General features: G+C 31.2%; 18 protein-coding genes and 2 tRNA genes. 14 read left to right on the top strand and 6 right to left on the bottom strand.

Annotation, left to right across the window (positions count from 1 at the left end):
* Window positions 1–108: 108 nt before the first annotated feature.
* The 5 genes from B0A80_RS05570 to B0A80_RS05560 all read right to left on the bottom strand — a co-directional run bounded on the left by B0A80_RS05570 (window position 109) and on the right by B0A80_RS05560 (window position 3,304).
* On the bottom strand, window positions 109–1,179 hold the full coding sequence (locus tag B0A80_RS05570) for an NADH:flavin oxidoreductase/NADH oxidase (protein WP_089076687.1): 1,071 nt from the start codon (window positions 1,177–1,179) through the stop codon (window positions 109–111).
* Between the two features lie 468 nt (window positions 1,180–1,647).
* Window positions 1,648–2,442: a CPBP family intramembrane glutamic endopeptidase gene (locus B0A80_RS05565; protein ID WP_165769225.1), complete on the bottom strand. Its 795-nt coding sequence runs from the start codon at window positions 2,440–2,442 to the stop codon at window positions 1,648–1,650.
* Window positions 2,443–2,520: 78 nt separating this feature from the next.
* A complete protein-coding gene (locus B0A80_RS21070) occupies window positions 2,521–2,646 on the bottom strand; it encodes a hypothetical protein (RefSeq protein WP_262487638.1) in 126 nt (41 codons plus the stop codon).
* Between the two features lie 52 nt (window positions 2,647–2,698).
* On the bottom strand, window positions 2,699–2,860 hold the full coding sequence (locus B0A80_RS20945; RefSeq protein WP_017494546.1) for a hypothetical protein: 162 nt from the start codon (window positions 2,858–2,860) through the stop codon (window positions 2,699–2,701).
* Window positions 2,861–2,971: 111 nt separating this feature from the next.
* Window positions 2,972–3,304 (bottom strand): hypothetical protein, encoded by a 333-nt coding sequence (locus B0A80_RS05560; protein WP_233430713.1) that lies wholly within the window; start codon window positions 3,302–3,304, stop codon window positions 2,972–2,974.
* 296 nt (window positions 3,305–3,600) lie between these two features.
* Between B0A80_RS05560 and rseP the strand changes: the two genes are divergently transcribed.
* The 3 genes from rseP (at window position 3,601) to B0A80_RS05545 (ending at window position 5,211) form a co-directional block, all read left to right on the top strand.
* Window positions 3,601–4,941 carry an RIP metalloprotease RseP gene (gene rseP / locus B0A80_RS05555; protein ID WP_017494544.1) on the top strand — a complete coding sequence of 447 codons (1,341 nt, stop codon included), beginning with the start codon at window positions 3,601–3,603 and terminating at the stop codon, window positions 4,939–4,941.
* Window positions 4,942–5,027: 86 nt separating this feature from the next.
* Window positions 5,028–5,101 (top strand) — tRNA-Asn (locus tag B0A80_RS05550).
* A gap of 36 nt (window positions 5,102–5,137) precedes the next feature.
* Window positions 5,138–5,211, top strand: a tRNA-Asn gene (locus B0A80_RS05545).
* A gap of 74 nt (window positions 5,212–5,285) precedes the next feature.
* Here B0A80_RS05545 and B0A80_RS05540 read toward each other — a convergent pair.
* Complete coding sequence (locus B0A80_RS05540; protein WP_233430712.1) at window positions 5,286–5,738, bottom strand: SRPBCC family protein; 453 nt, start codon at window positions 5,736–5,738, stop codon at window positions 5,286–5,288.
* Window positions 5,739–6,164: 426 nt separating this feature from the next.
* On the opposite strand from B0A80_RS05540, the gene B0A80_RS05535 reads away from it, so the two are divergent.
* The 11 genes from B0A80_RS05535 (at window position 6,165) to B0A80_RS05480 (ending at window position 16,160) form a co-directional block, all read left to right on the top strand.
* Entirely contained in the window at window positions 6,165–7,397 is a 1,233-nt protein-coding gene (locus B0A80_RS05535) for a site-specific integrase (RefSeq protein WP_089076685.1), read from the top strand.
* Window positions 7,387–8,364: a hypothetical protein gene (locus tag B0A80_RS05530; protein WP_123922192.1), complete on the top strand. Its 978-nt coding sequence runs from the start codon at window positions 7,387–7,389 to the stop codon at window positions 8,362–8,364. Before B0A80_RS05535 ends, B0A80_RS05530 begins: the two co-directional genes overlap by 11 nt.
* Window positions 8,365–8,531: 167 nt before the next feature.
* The gene (locus tag B0A80_RS05525) at window positions 8,532–8,813 is read left to right on the top strand and encodes a helix-turn-helix domain-containing protein (protein WP_089058909.1); all 282 of its coding nucleotides are present in this window, start codon (window positions 8,532–8,534) and stop codon (window positions 8,811–8,813) included.
* A gap of 348 nt (window positions 8,814–9,161) precedes the next feature.
* On the top strand, window positions 9,162–10,322 hold the full coding sequence (locus B0A80_RS05515) for a VapE domain-containing protein (protein ID WP_089058910.1): 1,161 nt from the start codon (window positions 9,162–9,164) through the stop codon (window positions 10,320–10,322).
* A gap of 282 nt (window positions 10,323–10,604) precedes the next feature.
* Window positions 10,605–11,519 (top strand): toprim domain-containing protein, encoded by a 915-nt coding sequence (locus tag B0A80_RS05510; RefSeq protein WP_165769224.1) that lies wholly within the window; start codon window positions 10,605–10,607, stop codon window positions 11,517–11,519.
* Between the two features lie 5 nt (window positions 11,520–11,524).
* Entirely contained in the window at window positions 11,525–11,776 is a 252-nt protein-coding gene (locus B0A80_RS05505) for a hypothetical protein (RefSeq protein WP_089058911.1), read from the top strand.
* 152 nt (window positions 11,777–11,928) lie between these two features.
* Window positions 11,929–12,246, top strand: coding sequence for a plasmid mobilization protein (locus tag B0A80_RS05500; RefSeq protein WP_123922193.1), 318 nt, complete (start codon window positions 11,929–11,931; stop codon window positions 12,244–12,246).
* A complete protein-coding gene (locus B0A80_RS05495) occupies window positions 12,230–13,327 on the top strand; it encodes a relaxase/mobilization nuclease domain-containing protein (protein ID WP_089076683.1) in 1,098 nt (365 codons plus the stop codon). The genes B0A80_RS05500 and B0A80_RS05495 overlap by 17 nt, the downstream gene beginning before the upstream one ends.
* Window positions 13,324–13,656, top strand: a complete 333-nt coding sequence (locus tag B0A80_RS05490; RefSeq protein ID WP_165768080.1) for a hypothetical protein — start codon at window positions 13,324–13,326, stop codon at window positions 13,654–13,656. The genes B0A80_RS05495 and B0A80_RS05490 overlap by 4 nt, the downstream gene beginning before the upstream one ends.
* 1 nt (window position 13,657) lies before the next feature.
* Window positions 13,658–15,580, top strand: a complete 1,923-nt coding sequence (locus B0A80_RS05485) for a type IV secretory system conjugative DNA transfer family protein (RefSeq protein WP_089076682.1) — start codon at window positions 13,658–13,660, stop codon at window positions 15,578–15,580.
* A gap of 40 nt (window positions 15,581–15,620) precedes the next feature.
* Window positions 15,621–16,160, top strand: a complete 540-nt coding sequence (locus B0A80_RS05480) for a conjugal transfer protein TraO (protein ID WP_089058915.1) — start codon at window positions 15,621–15,623, stop codon at window positions 16,158–16,160.
* Window positions 16,161–16,185 lie beyond the last annotated feature (25 nt).

Here is a 16,185-nt window from a genome sequence, read left to right as displayed (position 1 = left end):
TTCTGCCACGACCCGAGCAATAGCGAACGGACGAAGTAATTCACAAATTATGTTAAGTTTTTAAACACAACGATTTGTATAGATTCGTGAATTTGCGGCAATAAAATATTAAATTTTCGCTCTTTCGTATTGTTTTGGCCACTGAATATCGTCGTTTAATTCTTTAGCAAAATCTAAAGGTAAATTCGGATTTCTGAGCGATTCTCTGGCAAACAAGATCACATCGGCCTGACCACTCTCCAAAATTTCTTCTGCTTGCTTAGCTTCTGTAATTAAACCGACAGCCCCTGTTAAAATAGAAGCTTCTTTTTTTATTTTGGCTGCGAAAGGAACCTGATAATTGGGCTGTAAAGGAATCTGCTGATGCGAAACTAATCCGCCTGACGAAGTATCAATTAAATCAACACCTTTTTCTTTTAAGAGTATTGAAAGCTGTACGGATTCCTCCGGATTCCATCCTCCTTCTACCCAATCTGTAGCTGAAATTCGAACCAATAAAGGCAAATCAGACGGCCATTCGGATTGTACAGCTTCAACAATTTCTAAAGTCAGACGGATTCTGTTTTCGAAACTTCCACCATATTCATCATCTCTGACATTCGTTAAAGGTGATAAAAACTGGTGCAGCAGATATCCGTGCGCTCCATGAATTTCCATGACCTGAAAACCGGCTTTAACGGCTCTTTTTGTTGCTGCTTTAAAATCTGAAATTACTTTTTGAATTCCATTTTTATCTAAAGCTTCAGGAAGAAAAGGTTCATCATCATGATACGGGATCGCACTTGCCGAAACAGTCTGCCACCCACCTTGTCCTATATCTAATTTTTTATTGCCCTCCCATGGAATCGAAACACTTGCTTTTCGTCCGGCATGTGCCAATTGAATTCCGGGTACAGCATTTTGAGAAAGAATAAATTCGTTAATTGTTTTTAATTTTTCAATATGGTCGTCTTTCCACAAACCTAAATCAGAAGGAGAAATTCTTGCCTCAGGAGAAACTGCGGTAGCTTCCTGGATGATTAAACCTACTCCGCCACTGGCACGACTGCCCAGATGAACCAAGTGCCAATCGTTTGCAAATCCGTCTATTGCCGAATACTGACACATAGGAGAAATAACAATTCTGTTTTTTAAAGTAATCTTTTTTATGGTTAAGGGAGCAAATAATAATGAGGTCATATTGTAACTTTTAATTGTTTTAAACCGCCTGTTGGCTATGACGGTACTCTAAAAAGTAAAGTTACGGTATCTGCTTAAAAGTAAAAATTCAAATGTTTATTAATTAACAAACATTTAAAACAAGTTTCGCTTGTTCCAGAGAGCATAATATTCCAGATGCAACAATTCAAAACGATTTTCAGATTCCAGGATCGTTCCTTTTTTCATAACCAGTATGTTTTAACAACAAGATTTTTCAGCGTGTTTATTGGATCAAAACCGAAGTACATTCTTCTTTTATTTTTAAATATGTCCTCACTAATATGAATATCTAAATCTTGGTTCAATAATAGATTTAATTAAATAGACAACTGCAAACATCACAATGAGTACTATTTTAACTGTTTTTGTTTTCAAATCACACTCTAATAATTTTTAATTATTTTGATAAGGAGAAAAGTTATTCTACTCACTATAAAAAACTTTCTTTCATTTATTTCCGAAGATCTCGCTTGTCTTTAATCGGTATAAGAAAAGACTGGAAATTGAAAAAACAATGGTCGTTATAATTGATCCTTCAAACCCAAAATCACCTCCACTTAAAAAATAAGGCCTTTCAGGATAATATTGTAAAACGCTCGTTACCTTTAAACCACTTATATTACTCCCTAACAAACAACCAATCGAGAAATTCCAAAAAGCATGGATAAAGCCACATAAAAAAATTGAGTTACTCTTTAAGTATATCAAACTAAAAAAAACTCCTGCCACCACAATATTAATCAAACCTATAATATTGATATTAGGATTAAATAAATGAAAGAAACTAAAAAACACCGAAACTAATACTATATTCTTAATTGAAATTTCTTTTATCAGAATCTTATACGGAATATATCTGAATAGAATCTCCTCTAATAATGCCGAAAGAAATATTAAGATAAAATAGCCAATAATTTCAATATCCCAATTTACAGTACTTTCTACTTTAATCCATTTAAATATAATCAGAAAAAAATATACTATAAATGATATCAAGCATGTAAATACAACTAACCAATAATTAGTTTTTTTACTAAAAAAATTACTTTTAAAATTTTGATACCATTTTTGTTTTCTAAACAGGTATACAATGTAAATTAATTGTGGGCAAAATGTAGCAATCCACATTTTATAACTAAAACTATTTATTCTAAAATCTTCAAAAGCAATAAATATAAAAGGTATCGATATAAAAGATATAATTAAAAAAGCACGAATATAGAAGTTTATTATTTTTTTCATATTTAATAAAAATAGCATTATCCTTTTTGTAATGTTACTAAAAGGATAATGCTTTTGCTACAATTCTAATAATTTAAACTAAATTTCATAATGATGACCACCTCCTACTGGATGTGCAGCAATACTATCAGCAGCTCTTTCTAATAAATATCCTGTAAATCCAAGCACGAATCCGATAAGTGAACCTCCCTCAATATGATTCATTTCCTCTGTGGTTAATTGTGTTAAATTTTCCATTTTTTTAAGTTTTAAATTTTTATTCAAAAAGTTCTTTAGCTGCTTTATAGCCTTTTTTGACATCATCCTGCGAATACATTAATTCATATGCAACTTCAGCCAAAAGCCACCAATAACCCCCATCAACTTCTTGTACTTCCTGAGCACTAAGCTCCACTAAATTCAAATTTTCTAAATTCATAATTTTAAATTTAGACCGTTCATTAATCTTTTCAATAAAATCATTTTCTCGAGAATTGATTCATAAGAACAAACTTACAATACTTCCGTCTAATAACATTGGACGGAACTCTTAACCTCCGAAAATTTCTTTCCTTTCTTCGTCTTTAATTATACTGAGCGAATAATGTACTATTAGCTCAAAGGAAGTTTCATAATAAAAGCTCTCTCTTTTTTTACAATATTTTAATGGCGCATCAAATCCTTTAATTATTTCCAATTCATTGTAAAGCTGGCTTCTGCTTAAAAGCATTTTTTTTGCAAAAGCAGCCGGCGAGCCTGTTTTCTCCTCACAGATTAACTGATGAATCCTTTTCATTCGCTCTATTTTCTCTATAAAACTCATCGGCTGCAATAAAATTAAGTGAAACATAAAATCATTAAACACCAGTTCTTTCTTCTTCATAAGAAAGCAACGGCATAAAAAAGTAGGAAAATTACAAAGTATTTTTGCAGCAAATTGCCTCAATAAGCCATAAAACTATCATGATAAGACTTATTTTACACCCAAGTATCTTTTTATCACAAGGCAAGAGAAAAAAACATTATCTCTTTCATTTTTATGAAGAAGACTTTAGTTCTGTTTCAGAAAAATAAGAATGAAGTATTAACAAACATTTAAAACCTTATGTATTATATTGCACTATCAAATTAAAATAGAAACGTTACTTTTGTGCGTTAAATACGAACTAAAAATACAAAATGGATATAGTTATCAAACTCTCTCAATTTCTATTGAGTTTATCTTTACTTATTATTCTTCACGAATTAGGGCATTTTATTCCCGCAAAATTATTTAAAACAAGAGTCGAAAAATTCTACTTATTTTTTGATGTTAAATATTCACTTTTAAAAAAGAAAATTGGCGAAACTGAATACGGAATCGGATGGTTGCCATTAGGAGGTTATGTAAAAATCTCCGGAATGATCGACGAAAGTATGGACAAGGACCAAATGGCTCTTCCTCCACAACCTTGGGAATTTCGTTCGAAACCGGCGTGGCAACGTTTAATTATTATGTTGGGTGGTGTTACGGTAAACTTTATTCTGGCCTTTATTATTTACATTGGAATGGCATTTGCTTACGGTGATATTTATGTAGCCAATGCGGATCTGAAAGATGGTGTTTTAGTTGAAAACCCTGTAATGCTAAAAACAGGTTTCAAAACCGGAGATAAATTCCTGGCTGTTGACGGACAAAAAATCGAAAATTTTGATAATGATATCAACATGAAAATTATCATGGCCAAAGAAATCTTAATCGAAAGAAACGGACAGCAACAAACCATAAAAATGCCAACTGACTTTGTCGATCAATTGTCAAAACAGGAGAAAGCACATCTTGTAGACATGAGAATCCCTTTTGCAGTGGCAAGTGTTACGGAAGAATCCGGAAATACAGCTTTAAAACCAAAAGATTTAATTGTTAGCCTTAACGGTCAGGACGCAAGATACTATGATCAGGTAAAAACAATTTTAGAAAGCAACAAAGGCAAAACTATTCCTGCTGTTGTTTTACGTGATTTAAAGAAAGTACCAATTACAGTTAAAATTTCTACAGCCGGAAAACTTGGTGTTGGCGTTGGAGGTTTGAATATCGAATCCTTAGAAAAATTAGGATACTATAAGGTAAGCAAAAAAAGCTACACTTTCTTAGAATCAATTCCGGTTGGACTTACAAAAGGTAAAGATCAGTTGGTAGGTTACGGAAAACAACTTAAAATGATTTTCAATCCTGAAACGAAAGCTTACAAACAAGTGGGTGGTTTTGCAGCTATTTTCAACATTTTTCCAAGCAGCTGGAGCTGGGAAACCTTCTGGTCGATCACTGCTTTATTATCAATTATGCTTGGAGTAATGAATTTATTGCCAATTCCTGCTCTTGATGGTGGTCATGTAATGTTTTTATTATACGAAATAATTAGTGGTAGAAAACCAAGCGATAAATTCCTTGAAAACGCCCAAATGGTTGGTTTCGTATTACTTATAGCACTGCTTTTATTTGCTAATGGTAACGACATTTATAAGGCAATTGTGAAATAGAAAAAAAAATCAATAAAAAGTGCCAAAATATTTTTGAGAAACTAAAAAACGTCTTATATTTGCACTCGCTAAAAAGAACAGCAACTTCCTCCTTAGCTCAGTTGGTTAGAGCATCTGACTGTTAATCAGAGGGTCCTTGGTTCGAGCCCAAGAGGGGGAGCAACTTTTTAGCAAACATATTTACCTTTAAGGTGATTCCTCCTTAGCTCAGTTGGTTAGAGCATCTGACTGTTAATCAGAGGGTCCTTGGTTCGAGCCCAAGAGGGGGAGCTTACTAAAAACCACTTACAAACGTAAGTGGTTTTTTTTTATTCTTTTATTTTATGCAATACCAGGATCACAATCTAAAACTTTCGCTTTTGATAAGGCGTACCCTCCCCATCCTCACAATAACCCTTAAGACTCAAAAGAAACATCGCCCAGTTGTAATTACACCATTGATAGAATTCCGTTAGCTCACGCCAGCCAAAATGCTTCAAAACAACCGCCGTTACTCCATCCTTCTCCGTTAGATCAAACGAAATACCCGTTCCAATCCACTCCGGATCTGATTCCACACATTCCCACACTATTCTTTTATCACGAAACAATTCGACCACCTTCATTCTTGTCACATCCTCCTCTCCGAAACCAAACTCATTGACAAAACCCACTTCCGGCTTAACAATCAATTCCTCCGTCCAGACAGCAGCCAAACCTTCCCGCATCGTCAATACCTTATAAACCTCCGCGATAGGCGCTTTAATATAATTGATATGCTCTATTTTTTCCATTTTCATAACTAGATTATTATTCATATACTCAAAGTTAACAAGTTTTACATTACTTCAACACAAGCCGTTATCTCAAAATTCCAAGAACTCTAATTCACCTCTTCACCAAAGAACACACCCCTTCACAACATCAATAGGCTGCAAACCCACACAAACACAACAAAAAAACCCGCGGTTGAAACCGCGGGCAATATTCAAATCAAAGATCAAGTTCAAAATTTATAAAGCACAAAAAAAGCCCCTTCTAAACAGAAGAGGCTTTAAGTACCCGGAGCCGGAGTCCGTTAATACTTTAGTTATTTTCACCTGTCTTTAGTGTTCTTTTTATTGCTATATTTGAGATAGATATAGTGCGGAAAGGATTTTTTTCTTAGTTTTTTCAACTTTTAAAATCAAAATAAACCACCTTTTTAGCCACCCTTTATTATAATTTAATCCGTTTTAGCTAGAATGAAAGTGATTTTTGAACTAAGGAAAGAGAAAATAACATCAAATGGACTAATCCCAATTCAGTTTGTTGTTAGAGCTGAAGGAATTAGAATAAGAAAGAATGTAGGTGTTAGTACCAAAGAAATCTATTGGACAGGCTCAAGAATAAAACCTAATCTAAAAAAGGAAGAAAATAATAATTATCAATTCATTAATGATGAATTACAAAGAATTGAATCGAAAGTAAATGATGTTTTTTTCTTTTTCAGGGCAAATAAGATACCTTTCTCAAAAGAAAAATTCTTGGAGCAGTATGAATCCAAAGAAACCAAAATAAACTCTGAATTTGATTTTTTTGAATGTTTTGGTGAATATTTATTGTCGGGTTCATTATCCAAAGCCTATAACACAATAAAAGCGCAGAAAACAATAAAAGGTTATTTACAATCTTTTCAGAATGAAACAGGGTTCAAAATTTCATTTAATAAAATTGATAATATTTTTTATGAAGAATTAATGAAATATTCTTTTTTCGAGAAGAAGATTAAGAATAACTATTTCGCAAAGATAATAGCCGTTTTAAAGTCCTTTTTAAAGTGGTGTATAGACAAAGGTTACAACAATCTTAGAGAATTTGAGAAGTTTAAAGGAATAGAGCATGATGTTGATATTATTTATCTTACGCATGATGAATTAATGCAGTTGTATAATTATGACTTCGAAAATTCAAGACTAAACCACACTAAAGACTTTTATTGTATGGGTTGTTTTACTGGACTTCGATTTTCCGATTTGTCACAGTTACATCAAGCAAATATTACGGAAACTCATATTAATATCTCAATTCAAAAAACAAAAACTCAAAACCACATTATAAGACTGAATAAGTTTTCTAAAGAGATATTAGATAAATATCAAGGAACAATCTATGAACCATTGCCCTCTATATCAATGCAAAAATTTAATGATTACATTAAAGAATGTTGTCAGATAGTTGGAATTAATAAACCGACAACAATAACAGGATTCATAGGAACAAAGAAAATTCAGAATACATTACCTAAATATCAATTAATTACTAGTCATACAGCCCGAAAAACCTTTATCACAAATTCTTTATTACTTGGCATGGAACCGAAAGCAATTAAAAAGATTGCGAATATTAAAAAAGATGCTGTTTTAGATAAATATATGAAGATTACAGAAGAGTACACTGATGAACAAATGGACAAATGGAACAATTATGAGAAATAGTAAAAACAATGAAAATGAATTAGGATTGAAAGAAAAATATCCTAAAATATTGATTGAATTTGAAAATATTGTTCGTGATGGCAGAAAATACAATCTAATAGATAGATTTTTTCATTATTCAATAGAAGAAATAAAAATGTTAGAGAATATCGATAAACAGGATTTAACCAAAAATATAAAAAATGATATTTTAAAAGAGATTGAAAATATCTTCTCTGAATTAAGAATAAACCTTATTAATAAGATAAAATATTGTTTTGGACTGCATTCCTTTTCAAGTTATTTAAATAATAGAAAAACAACGATCTTCGACAACCCTTCACTACTAGGAATTTCTCCGTTTTTATTTGACCAGTTCGAATGGGAATGCGTAATTATTAATGAAATTAAGAAGAGTGGATATCGTATAACGAATCTATATAATGTTGAAAAAATGATTACCAATAATCTAGAAGAAGCTCTGTTTCGATTGGATAAAGAAGAATTTGTTTGTCTTTATGGATGGAATAAAAAAAGTATGTCAGCAAATGAGTTGTTTTATTTGATCCGAAGCAGAATGTTTGAAACTGCTAGAAAATCAAAATCTCCTGAGCTTGTTGTTAAAGAACTAATTAAAAAACATACTGTTATAAACGCTCAAAAAATTAGTTTGACAGGAAATTTTAATGAAGGAAAATTGATTAATAAGATTTTTGAAGGATTTGGTGTTAAAAATATCAAATTAAGTAATGATGAAAAAAATGACATTAGAGCTTTTGTAAGCCAGAATTTTAAAAATTCAGCGGGTAAAAGCTTAAAACATCGTGAAATAATAAATAAATCTTTTTTCAATCTTCATATAAAATTATTCAAAAATATTCTAATTGCTAATAGGAAAGCACTTAGATGTGAGCGAAAAGACATTGCAAGAATAATAAACAAAACTCTTCCCGAATTAGGAGAACTAAAAACCATTGAAAATTACTAAAATTTAAATTAAAAAGAGTTTTCTAAAACTTAAAAACTACAATATAACTTACTTATTTTTAATTGATTAGGCTTAAATTTTAAAGATTTTAAAATTTAAGCCTTTTCTTATTTGGAATTTTACAGTGTTAATAAAATCATTAATACTAACTAAAAATAAGTAAAGCTATGTCGGTACTATTGTATTCCCACAGTAAACAAGATTTAGAAAAAGTTGTAGAAATAATCCTTAGTAAAGTACAGAATCTTCAACTTTCAAAATCTTCAAATGAGTCTCAGAAAGAAGACCTAATTTCCCAAAAAGAAGCTTGCAAATTTTTAAATATTTCCCTTCCGACTATTATTACCTGGAGAAAAGAGAAAGATTTACCACACTACAATTATAACGGAAGATATTTCTATTCTGAGAAAGAGCTTCTAGAATATGGCAAAAAACATAATCATAAGTAAGGTTTTGTTTACCTGTTACCTCATTTTTAATTTAAAATCATTTTTTATGGAAACTAAAACAATCAAATTGTTAGTACTTGTAAGCGTATTTCTTTCACTTGCAATAGTTCAAATTTTCTTCTTGTTTAACTATGAATATAAGCCTTTTCCCTTAGTGCCAGCATTTGCAATCTTAAACAGCATTGTTATTATCCTTTATTCAAAAGCCATAACGAACAATTTAAAAGAAAACTAGTAAAAGAAAAAAGACGTAAAAACACCTCGCTAAAAGCTTTTTACGTCTATGATAATTTTTCTAATTGAAGACGATGCAAATTTATGCAAAGTTTTCCATATCAGTATAGTTAAATGGAAAATAAAAAAGAAGAAGATGGTGATTTTGTATCGAACATTTTCGAAATGACTGAAAATTACTTCAAAAGATATGAGTTTAGATATAATGAAATCGCATTAGATGTTGAGTATAAATCTAAAAAAGATAAAGAATTTAAATCTGTAAACGAAAACTCCTTGTACATAGAGTTACAAAAGGCAGGTATAAAAATATCTATTTCTAATCTTTTAGCACTTCTACGAAGTGATTATGTGGCAAAATTCAACCCTATCAAAGAATATTTTTTGACTTTGCCTGAATGGGATAAACAACCACACATTCAAAAATTATGTAGCTATCTAACTACCAATGATCAAAAACAATTTGAATATCATTTTATAAAATGGTTGGTCCGTTGTGTAAAATGTGTGTTTGATGAAGAATATTTTAACAAACAAGCTTTTGTAATAGTACAAAAAGCACAAAGCAGTGGAAAAACATCGTTTTGTAGATTTATCTGCCCACCCGCCTTAAAAAATTATATAGCAGAAGATATTTCAAACGATAAAGATGCTCGAATTCTATTAGCAAAGAACTTTCTAATAAACTTAGATGAGCTAGCTGTTTTATCAAAACAAGAAATTAACCATCTAAAAGCCTATTTCACAAAAACAGTTATTAATGAACGATTACCCTATGATCGCAAAAACACCATTTTATCAAGAATATGTTCATTCATTGGGAGCACCAATCAAGCTACTTTCTTAAACGACGAATCTGGAAGCGTGCGTTGGTTATGCTTTGAACTCACAGAACAAATAAATTTTGCATATAGTAAAGATATTGACATCAATAAAGTTTGGGCGCAAGCTTATGCTCTGTTGAAAACAGATTTTAATTGCGAATTGTCAAAAAAAGACATTGAAGATAACGAGAAACGAAATTCTAAATATAAAACGTTATCCGCAGAACACGAAATTATAAGTAAGTATTTCAAAATACCCGAAGATCCAAAGGAAGCTCAGTTTATGACCTCAAGTGATGTGTTGCATTATTTATCAATTAAATACCCTAAACTCAATCATATTAATATAGGCAAAGCTATGACAGGATTAGGCTTTGAAAGAGTTAAAGACAGAGGAAGACAGATTTATGGCTATATGGTTATACCCTTACCTCTATTTCCAATGAATTAAAACCAACAGAAAAGACTCTTTATATCTTACCTAGTTACCTAAAATTCATTAAAACCTTATAAACACAAGCATTCTCTAGGTAACTTAATAAAGTTTAATCTTACCTAAAGTTACCTAAGTTACCTAAAATGATAATGCAATAATAATCAGTTATTTATGAGGTTATTGGGTAAGATAGGTAAGATCATAAAAAAAGCTCAAATCATCTTACTGCCCTTGTTAATACTGGTTTAGGTAAGTAGGTAAGAAGAAAACGTAAAAAACAGGTTAGCCTTTTAGCTTTTGAAAAGAAAAAAACTAATCAATATCAGTTTAACTCATAAAATTACAGCCATGAATACGATACAAGCAAAAGAAATATTAATAGAAAAAGTTCTTCAAAATTTAGGCTGTGAGCCGACAAAATCTAATGAAAATGAATCTTGGTATCTAAGTCCGTTTAGGATTGAGAAAACAGCTTCTTTTAAACTAAATAGAAAGATTAATCGATGGTTTGACCACGGCGAACAAAAAGGAGGTAATGTAATTGACTTTGTAATTGAAAAATTCGGATTTAATGTTACTGAAGCTTTGTGTTATTTAGAAAAGTTTGATTCATTTTTTTCTTTTCAAAAGCAAGTTTTTGAGACTCCAACTAAAGAGCAAAACAATGAGAATAATATCGAAAAAACAATCCCAATTAAGCATTTGGCATTAATTCAATATTTAAAAAGCAGAGGCATTACCAAGTTTCAAACAGAGAACAATTTAAAAGAGGTTCATTATACCATCAACCACAAGAAATATTTTGCGATAGGATTTGAAAACAGAAGTGGTGGTTTTGAAATTCGCTCAAAGTATGCGAAAATCTGTTTAGGTAAAAAAGATGTTACTATAATTCCAAACCAATCTCAAATATTAAGAGTGCATGAAGGCTTTTTTGATTACCTCTCCTTTAGTCAAATCAGAGTTAATAAAAAGCTGGAGCAATCGGATTATCTCATTTTAAATTCTGTCGCATTGATAACTAAAAACTTATCAGTTTTGGAAAACTACCAAACAATTGAATTGTATTTAGATAATGACACTGCAGGAAATAAATACACAGAAATTATCAAAGAAGCTTTTCCAAATTCAATTGATTGTAGAGGAAAATATAAAGGATACAAAGACCTGAATGAGTGGTTTTCAATATATGAATTAGAAATCAAATATTAGAAAAAATGGAACTAGCGAACATAAATATTTACATCCAAACTTTATTGGTTGAGAATTTAAACTTCACGAATGAGGGGCTCAAAAACAATGAGAAATTGATTCGATTTGCTAATGATGTAATGAGGGATGACTTCTTAAAATTTATTATTGATGTGCAATGTACTGTCGATGAAAAAGCAATTGAAAACCCCGCTGGATATTTCATTGGAGCTTTAAAAAATGAACTAAAACGAAGAGGTTTTCCAAAAGGAAAATAATCTAATTCCAAGATTTGACCGAATTTATATGCACATAGTGATATACGCAAAGTTTAGAATTTCAAGATGTGTTTTCCGCTATCGCTACAAACATATCTTGCATTTTCTCCCGATGGTCGCAAATGAAAAACACAACAATTAAAATCATGATTATGAGTCAAGCAAGAACAAAAATTATAATGTTCAGAACTACAACCATTGAGAAGAAAATCATTGAAAAAAAAGCAAAAAATCGAAAAATGAATACTGCTAGTTTTTGCAGAATGGTAGCCTTAGAACGTAAAAATAAATCTGTTTTTACGGAGGAAGAATTAAAAGCTTTTGAAAATCTACATTACATACGAAATGGTTTTGTCAAAATTAATAACCTTCTAAAAGATAAAGATTCTTTGTTTGCCTCTGAGGTAATGAAAACAGTTAAACAAACTGATTCAGTTTTAAAAATTTTTAGTGATGGTAGGCAAAGCTAAAAGCATCGGACACACATCAAATGCAATTGACTATGGAAAAGACAAATTGAATGCCGAAGAAATCACTAGGCACAATGTAATTGGTAGTACTGGATTAGAAATTGAAAATGAGTTTAAGATATATCAAAATCTAAATTCTAATACGAGACTAAATACTATCTCAGTTGTACTAAGTCCAGAGCCTGAAGACGGAAGAAAATTAACAAACGAAGATTTTAAGCAAATCACCGAAAGTTATCTTGAAAAAATGAATTTAAAAGAGCACCAGCATATTGCCTACGTTCATAAAGATAGAGACCACAACCATTTACATATATATGTAAACCGAATTGACAACAAAGGCAATGCCTATAAAGACTCCTTTATCGGGAAAAAGACTTCTCAAAAAGCTAATGAAATAGCGAAAGAAAAAGGATTGATTTCAGCAAGGGACAGGATGTTTCAAAACATTGAAAAAAACAGAAATGAGCTAAAAGAAATCAAAGCGGAAATCTATAAAAAGCATCAGGAAGTTTTAAAGCAAAACCCTCAAAGCTTTCAAAATTGGATTAATCAAATGGATTTAAAAGGATTAGAAGTAAAACCAACCATAAATAAACAAGGGCAGATTCAAGGTTTTAGGATTTTAGACAAGGAAACAAAAAATGATTTTAAAGCTAGTGAAATACACCGTTCTATGTCAGCTAGCAATTTGATAAAAAGTGGCTTAAAAAACGACTTAAATCACAATCTCGATACTACCCTGAAACGTGTACAAGGAAACAAGATATCAAAAAGCCATTCCAATAAAAACTTAGTCAACACAATTCCGAAAGAAATTAAAAAAGAAATAAGTCAATTCAGTAGGAATGGAACTAAATCAGTTGCTCAAGTATTAGGAAAACAGAAAATTACTAAAGAGGAATTTAAATATATAAAAGATGTACAGAATCCACTGATAAAGGTCGAGATGAAAAATACTGAAGAAGAACGTTTAGACTCAATTTCAAAAGACATTGAATACGCAAAAAACCTTCAAAAACTTGAAGACTCTCTAATAGAAAAACCAAACAATAATTTAAAATTAGAATTAGATAGATGAAAAACATAGAAATAGTTGCGGAAATCATCGCTGATGAAACTAAAAAACTAGAAAAATTAGTTTCGGAGCAATCAAGTTTAGTACAGGAGTTTTCTATCTGTATGGACAAAGCGGAAAAAATTGAAATACAGCCAAGAACTGAGCGTCTTGAAGAAATTATATCGCACTGGAATCAGCTATTTACAGCTCAAAAAAATCAAATTCAAGAGTTACAGCATAATCAAGATAACGAAAACAAAAAACAAAGATTAGGAACATACATTTTACTGATTTTGACAATAATCTTACTGTTTTCAATTCTATTAATATTAATATTTAAAACGATATAACATGGCAGATCACGGGTTTAGCATCGGGGAAGTAAACACACTTGTAGGTATTATTGGTAAAATTTTAAAAGCAATTTTTCTTATTTCTGTAGTGTCAAGTGTAATACTTTTGGAAACCCATTTATTTGGGTTCTCTATAACTAATTTGTGGACTGATTCTTATAATTTTCAATTAAAGGAATTAAAGCCAAATTACTTTGCAAATGGATATAATAACTTCTTGTATCTGTTTTCAAAATTTGTAGCTAGTAAGATGCCATATTGGGCAAATTTTGGAGTGATTTTATGTATTCCCTCGATAGTTTATGTTTCATTTTATCATGCCAAACAAAAGCGATTTCCAAGAGTGATTATCAGTACTATAATCAACAATATTTTAATCATTTTTTTGATTGCAATGTCAGGAAAATTATTGAGCACACTTATTGGAGATTCTGGGGCACTAATCTGTATAACTCCTGTTTTTTATGCGATTTATCTATTAAAATTTAAAAACCTAAAGAAAACATCTCAAACCGAAAAATTTAATAAGGTTAAAGAAAAGTCCAAAAAAGATGACGGCTTCACTTTCAAAACAAATAAAGGTGAAATAAACTTAGATAATCCGTACAGGGGAATCTATATTCAGGGTGGAGCAGGTTCAGGAAAATCAGCTAGTATTTTTGAACCTGTCATTCAGCAGATTGGAGAAAAAGGCTTTACAGGAGTATTGTATGATTTTAAAAGTCCCGAACTCACCGAAAAAATTTTCTTAAGTTATGAAAACACTTCAATAAAAGTCAAAAATATCGATTTTAAGTACCCTTTATTAAGTGACAGAGTGAATCCCATACATCCAAAATATTTAACCAAAATTGCGATCGCAAATGAGTATAGTCAGGTTATTATCAACAATCTTTTGCCTGAATCAATTAAGAAAATGGATTTTTGGCTTGGTAGTGCCAAGAATATTTTAGTATCTGTCATTTGGTGGTTAAGACAAAAGCATCCCGATATATGTACGCTACCACATGTGATATCATTTATAGTACAAACTTCATTTGATGTTTTAGTTCAGAAGATATCGGAAGACCCCGAAGCAAAAGGTATGTTAGCTGCATTGCAGGAATCTATTGATAGAAATGCAGACCGTACAATTGCAGGAATGCTAGCAACCCTTCAAAATGCTTTATCTATTCTTAATGCTCCTGATGTTTTTTGGATTCTGTCAAGCAACGATATTGATTTGCATTTAAATAACCCCAAGAACCCTCAATTTCTATGTATTGGGAATGACAGTACATTACCTACCGTCTACACTCCTGCAATCTCGCTTATTATTTCTGTAGCACTTAGGCAAATGAATCAACCAAATCAGCAAAAATCAGTTGTGTTATTAGACGAGGCTCCAACAATTTTCATTCCAAATATTGAACAAATTCCTGCTACAGCAAGGAGCAATAAAATCTCTACAATATTTGGAGTCCAAGATTATGCTCAATTAGCAGATAAATACGGCGAAGGAAAAGCTCAAGTTGTTATTTCAAACCTAGGGAATCAGTTCTTTGGTAGGACTACCAATTATAAAACAGCGGAAGCAGTTCAAAATATTTTTAGTAAAAAAGATGAAGTATTTACATCAAAAAGTTCAGGCGATGGCACCAGTGGCAAATTCGTCCATTTGGGGAGTAATACCAGTTCAGGTACTAGCGAAAATATACAAGAACGAAATCGTGTAAAAATTAGCGACATAGTCAATTTAGCGCAAGGAGAGTTCTACGGTATTATAGCTGAAGGAAGCCCGAGAGAATTTTTAAAAACTCAATTTTTAAGAGACGAGATAAAAGGGAAATATATCAATCAGAAAATCCCAATAAGCGAAAGCATAATGCAAGAGAATTACTTTAAAATCATTGCAGAATGCAAAGAAATAATTTCAAGTTAAAAATTTTTAAATCAATTATAAATTAAAAACAATCAGAAAAATGAAAAGAACGAAATTGTTATTAGGAGCACTATTAATAAGTGCTGTAGGATATTCTCAGACCTACAAAAATGCTTTTGGTGTTAGCATTGGGGCAACACAGGATGGTTACGGTGTTATGCTTAGTCATAATTATTTCATCAACGATAGAAACTCAATTTCGGCTTCTATTCTTGCAACCGATGCTAAATACAAAGTCGGAGAAGATAAAATAGGTTACAACGACATTACGCTTAATTTGGGGTATTCTGTTCCCTTGTATCTTACTCAAAACAGAAAATTTGGGGTTGTCTTCGGGAGCGGTGTAGTACTTGGCTACGAAATAGTGAACGGTAACAAAGATTTAAATTTAAGCAATGGAAGTTTGATTTTGGACGAATCAAAATTCATTTACGGGGCTTATATGGGATTAGACTTTGACTACCTTATTAATGATAGAACAACGCTTTTCATAAAAGTAAACGAGTATTATCATGCTAATTCAGATCTAGGAAAATTTGTTCCGTTTGCAGGAATTGGATTAAGATATTATACCAATTAAATAGATTAAGTAAACAATATAATTA

Source organism: Flavobacterium tructae (assembly GCF_002217475.1).
Classification (GTDB): Bacteria; Bacteroidota; Bacteroidia; order Flavobacteriales; family Flavobacteriaceae; genus Flavobacterium; species Flavobacterium tructae.
This window is presented reverse-complemented; position numbering and strand designations above follow the sequence as displayed.

Bases quoted from the DNA above. Each gene is read 5' to 3' on its own strand.
- B0A80_RS05525 (WP_089058909.1), top strand. From the start codon at position 8,532: ATGTCGGTACTATTGTATTCCCACAGTAAACAAGATTTAGAAAAAGTT.
- B0A80_RS05515 (WP_089058910.1), top strand. From the start codon at position 9,162: ATGGAAAATAAAAAAGAAGAAGATGGTGATTTTGTATCGAACATTTTC.
- B0A80_RS05570 (WP_089076687.1), bottom strand. From the start codon at position 1,179: ATGACCTCATTATTATTTGCTCCCTTAACCATAAAAAAGATTACTTTA.
- B0A80_RS05495 (WP_089076683.1), top strand. From the start codon at position 12,230: ATGGTAGGCAAAGCTAAAAGCATCGGACACACATCAAATGCAATTGAC.
- B0A80_RS05535 (WP_089076685.1), top strand. From the start codon at position 6,165: ATGAAAGTGATTTTTGAACTAAGGAAAGAGAAAATAACATCAAATGGA.
- B0A80_RS05565 (WP_165769225.1), bottom strand. From the start codon at position 2,442: ATGAAAAAAATAATAAACTTCTATATTCGTGCTTTTTTAATTATATCT.
- B0A80_RS05540 (WP_233430712.1), bottom strand. From the start codon at position 5,738: ATGAATAATAATCTAGTTATGAAAATGGAAAAAATAGAGCATATCAAT.
- B0A80_RS05490 (WP_165768080.1), top strand. From the start codon at position 13,324: ATGAAAAACATAGAAATAGTTGCGGAAATCATCGCTGATGAAACTAAA.
- B0A80_RS05505 (WP_089058911.1), top strand. From the start codon at position 11,525: ATGGAACTAGCGAACATAAATATTTACATCCAAACTTTATTGGTTGAG.
- B0A80_RS05530 (WP_123922192.1), top strand. From the start codon at position 7,387: ATGAGAAATAGTAAAAACAATGAAAATGAATTAGGATTGAAAGAAAAA.
- B0A80_RS20945 (WP_017494546.1), bottom strand. From the start codon at position 2,860: ATGAATTTAGAAAATTTGAATTTAGTGGAGCTTAGTGCTCAGGAAGTA.
- B0A80_RS21070 (WP_262487638.1), bottom strand. From the start codon at position 2,646: ATGAATCATATTGAGGGAGGTTCACTTATCGGATTCGTGCTTGGATTT.
- B0A80_RS05500 (WP_123922193.1), top strand. From the start codon at position 11,929: ATGAGTCAAGCAAGAACAAAAATTATAATGTTCAGAACTACAACCATT.
- B0A80_RS05485 (WP_089076682.1), top strand. From the start codon at position 13,658: ATGGCAGATCACGGGTTTAGCATCGGGGAAGTAAACACACTTGTAGGT.
- B0A80_RS05560 (WP_233430713.1), bottom strand. From the start codon at position 3,304: ATGAAGAAGAAAGAACTGGTGTTTAATGATTTTATGTTTCACTTAATT.
- B0A80_RS05480 (WP_089058915.1), top strand. From the start codon at position 15,621: ATGAAAAGAACGAAATTGTTATTAGGAGCACTATTAATAAGTGCTGTA.
- rseP (WP_017494544.1), top strand. From the start codon at position 3,601: ATGGATATAGTTATCAAACTCTCTCAATTTCTATTGAGTTTATCTTTA.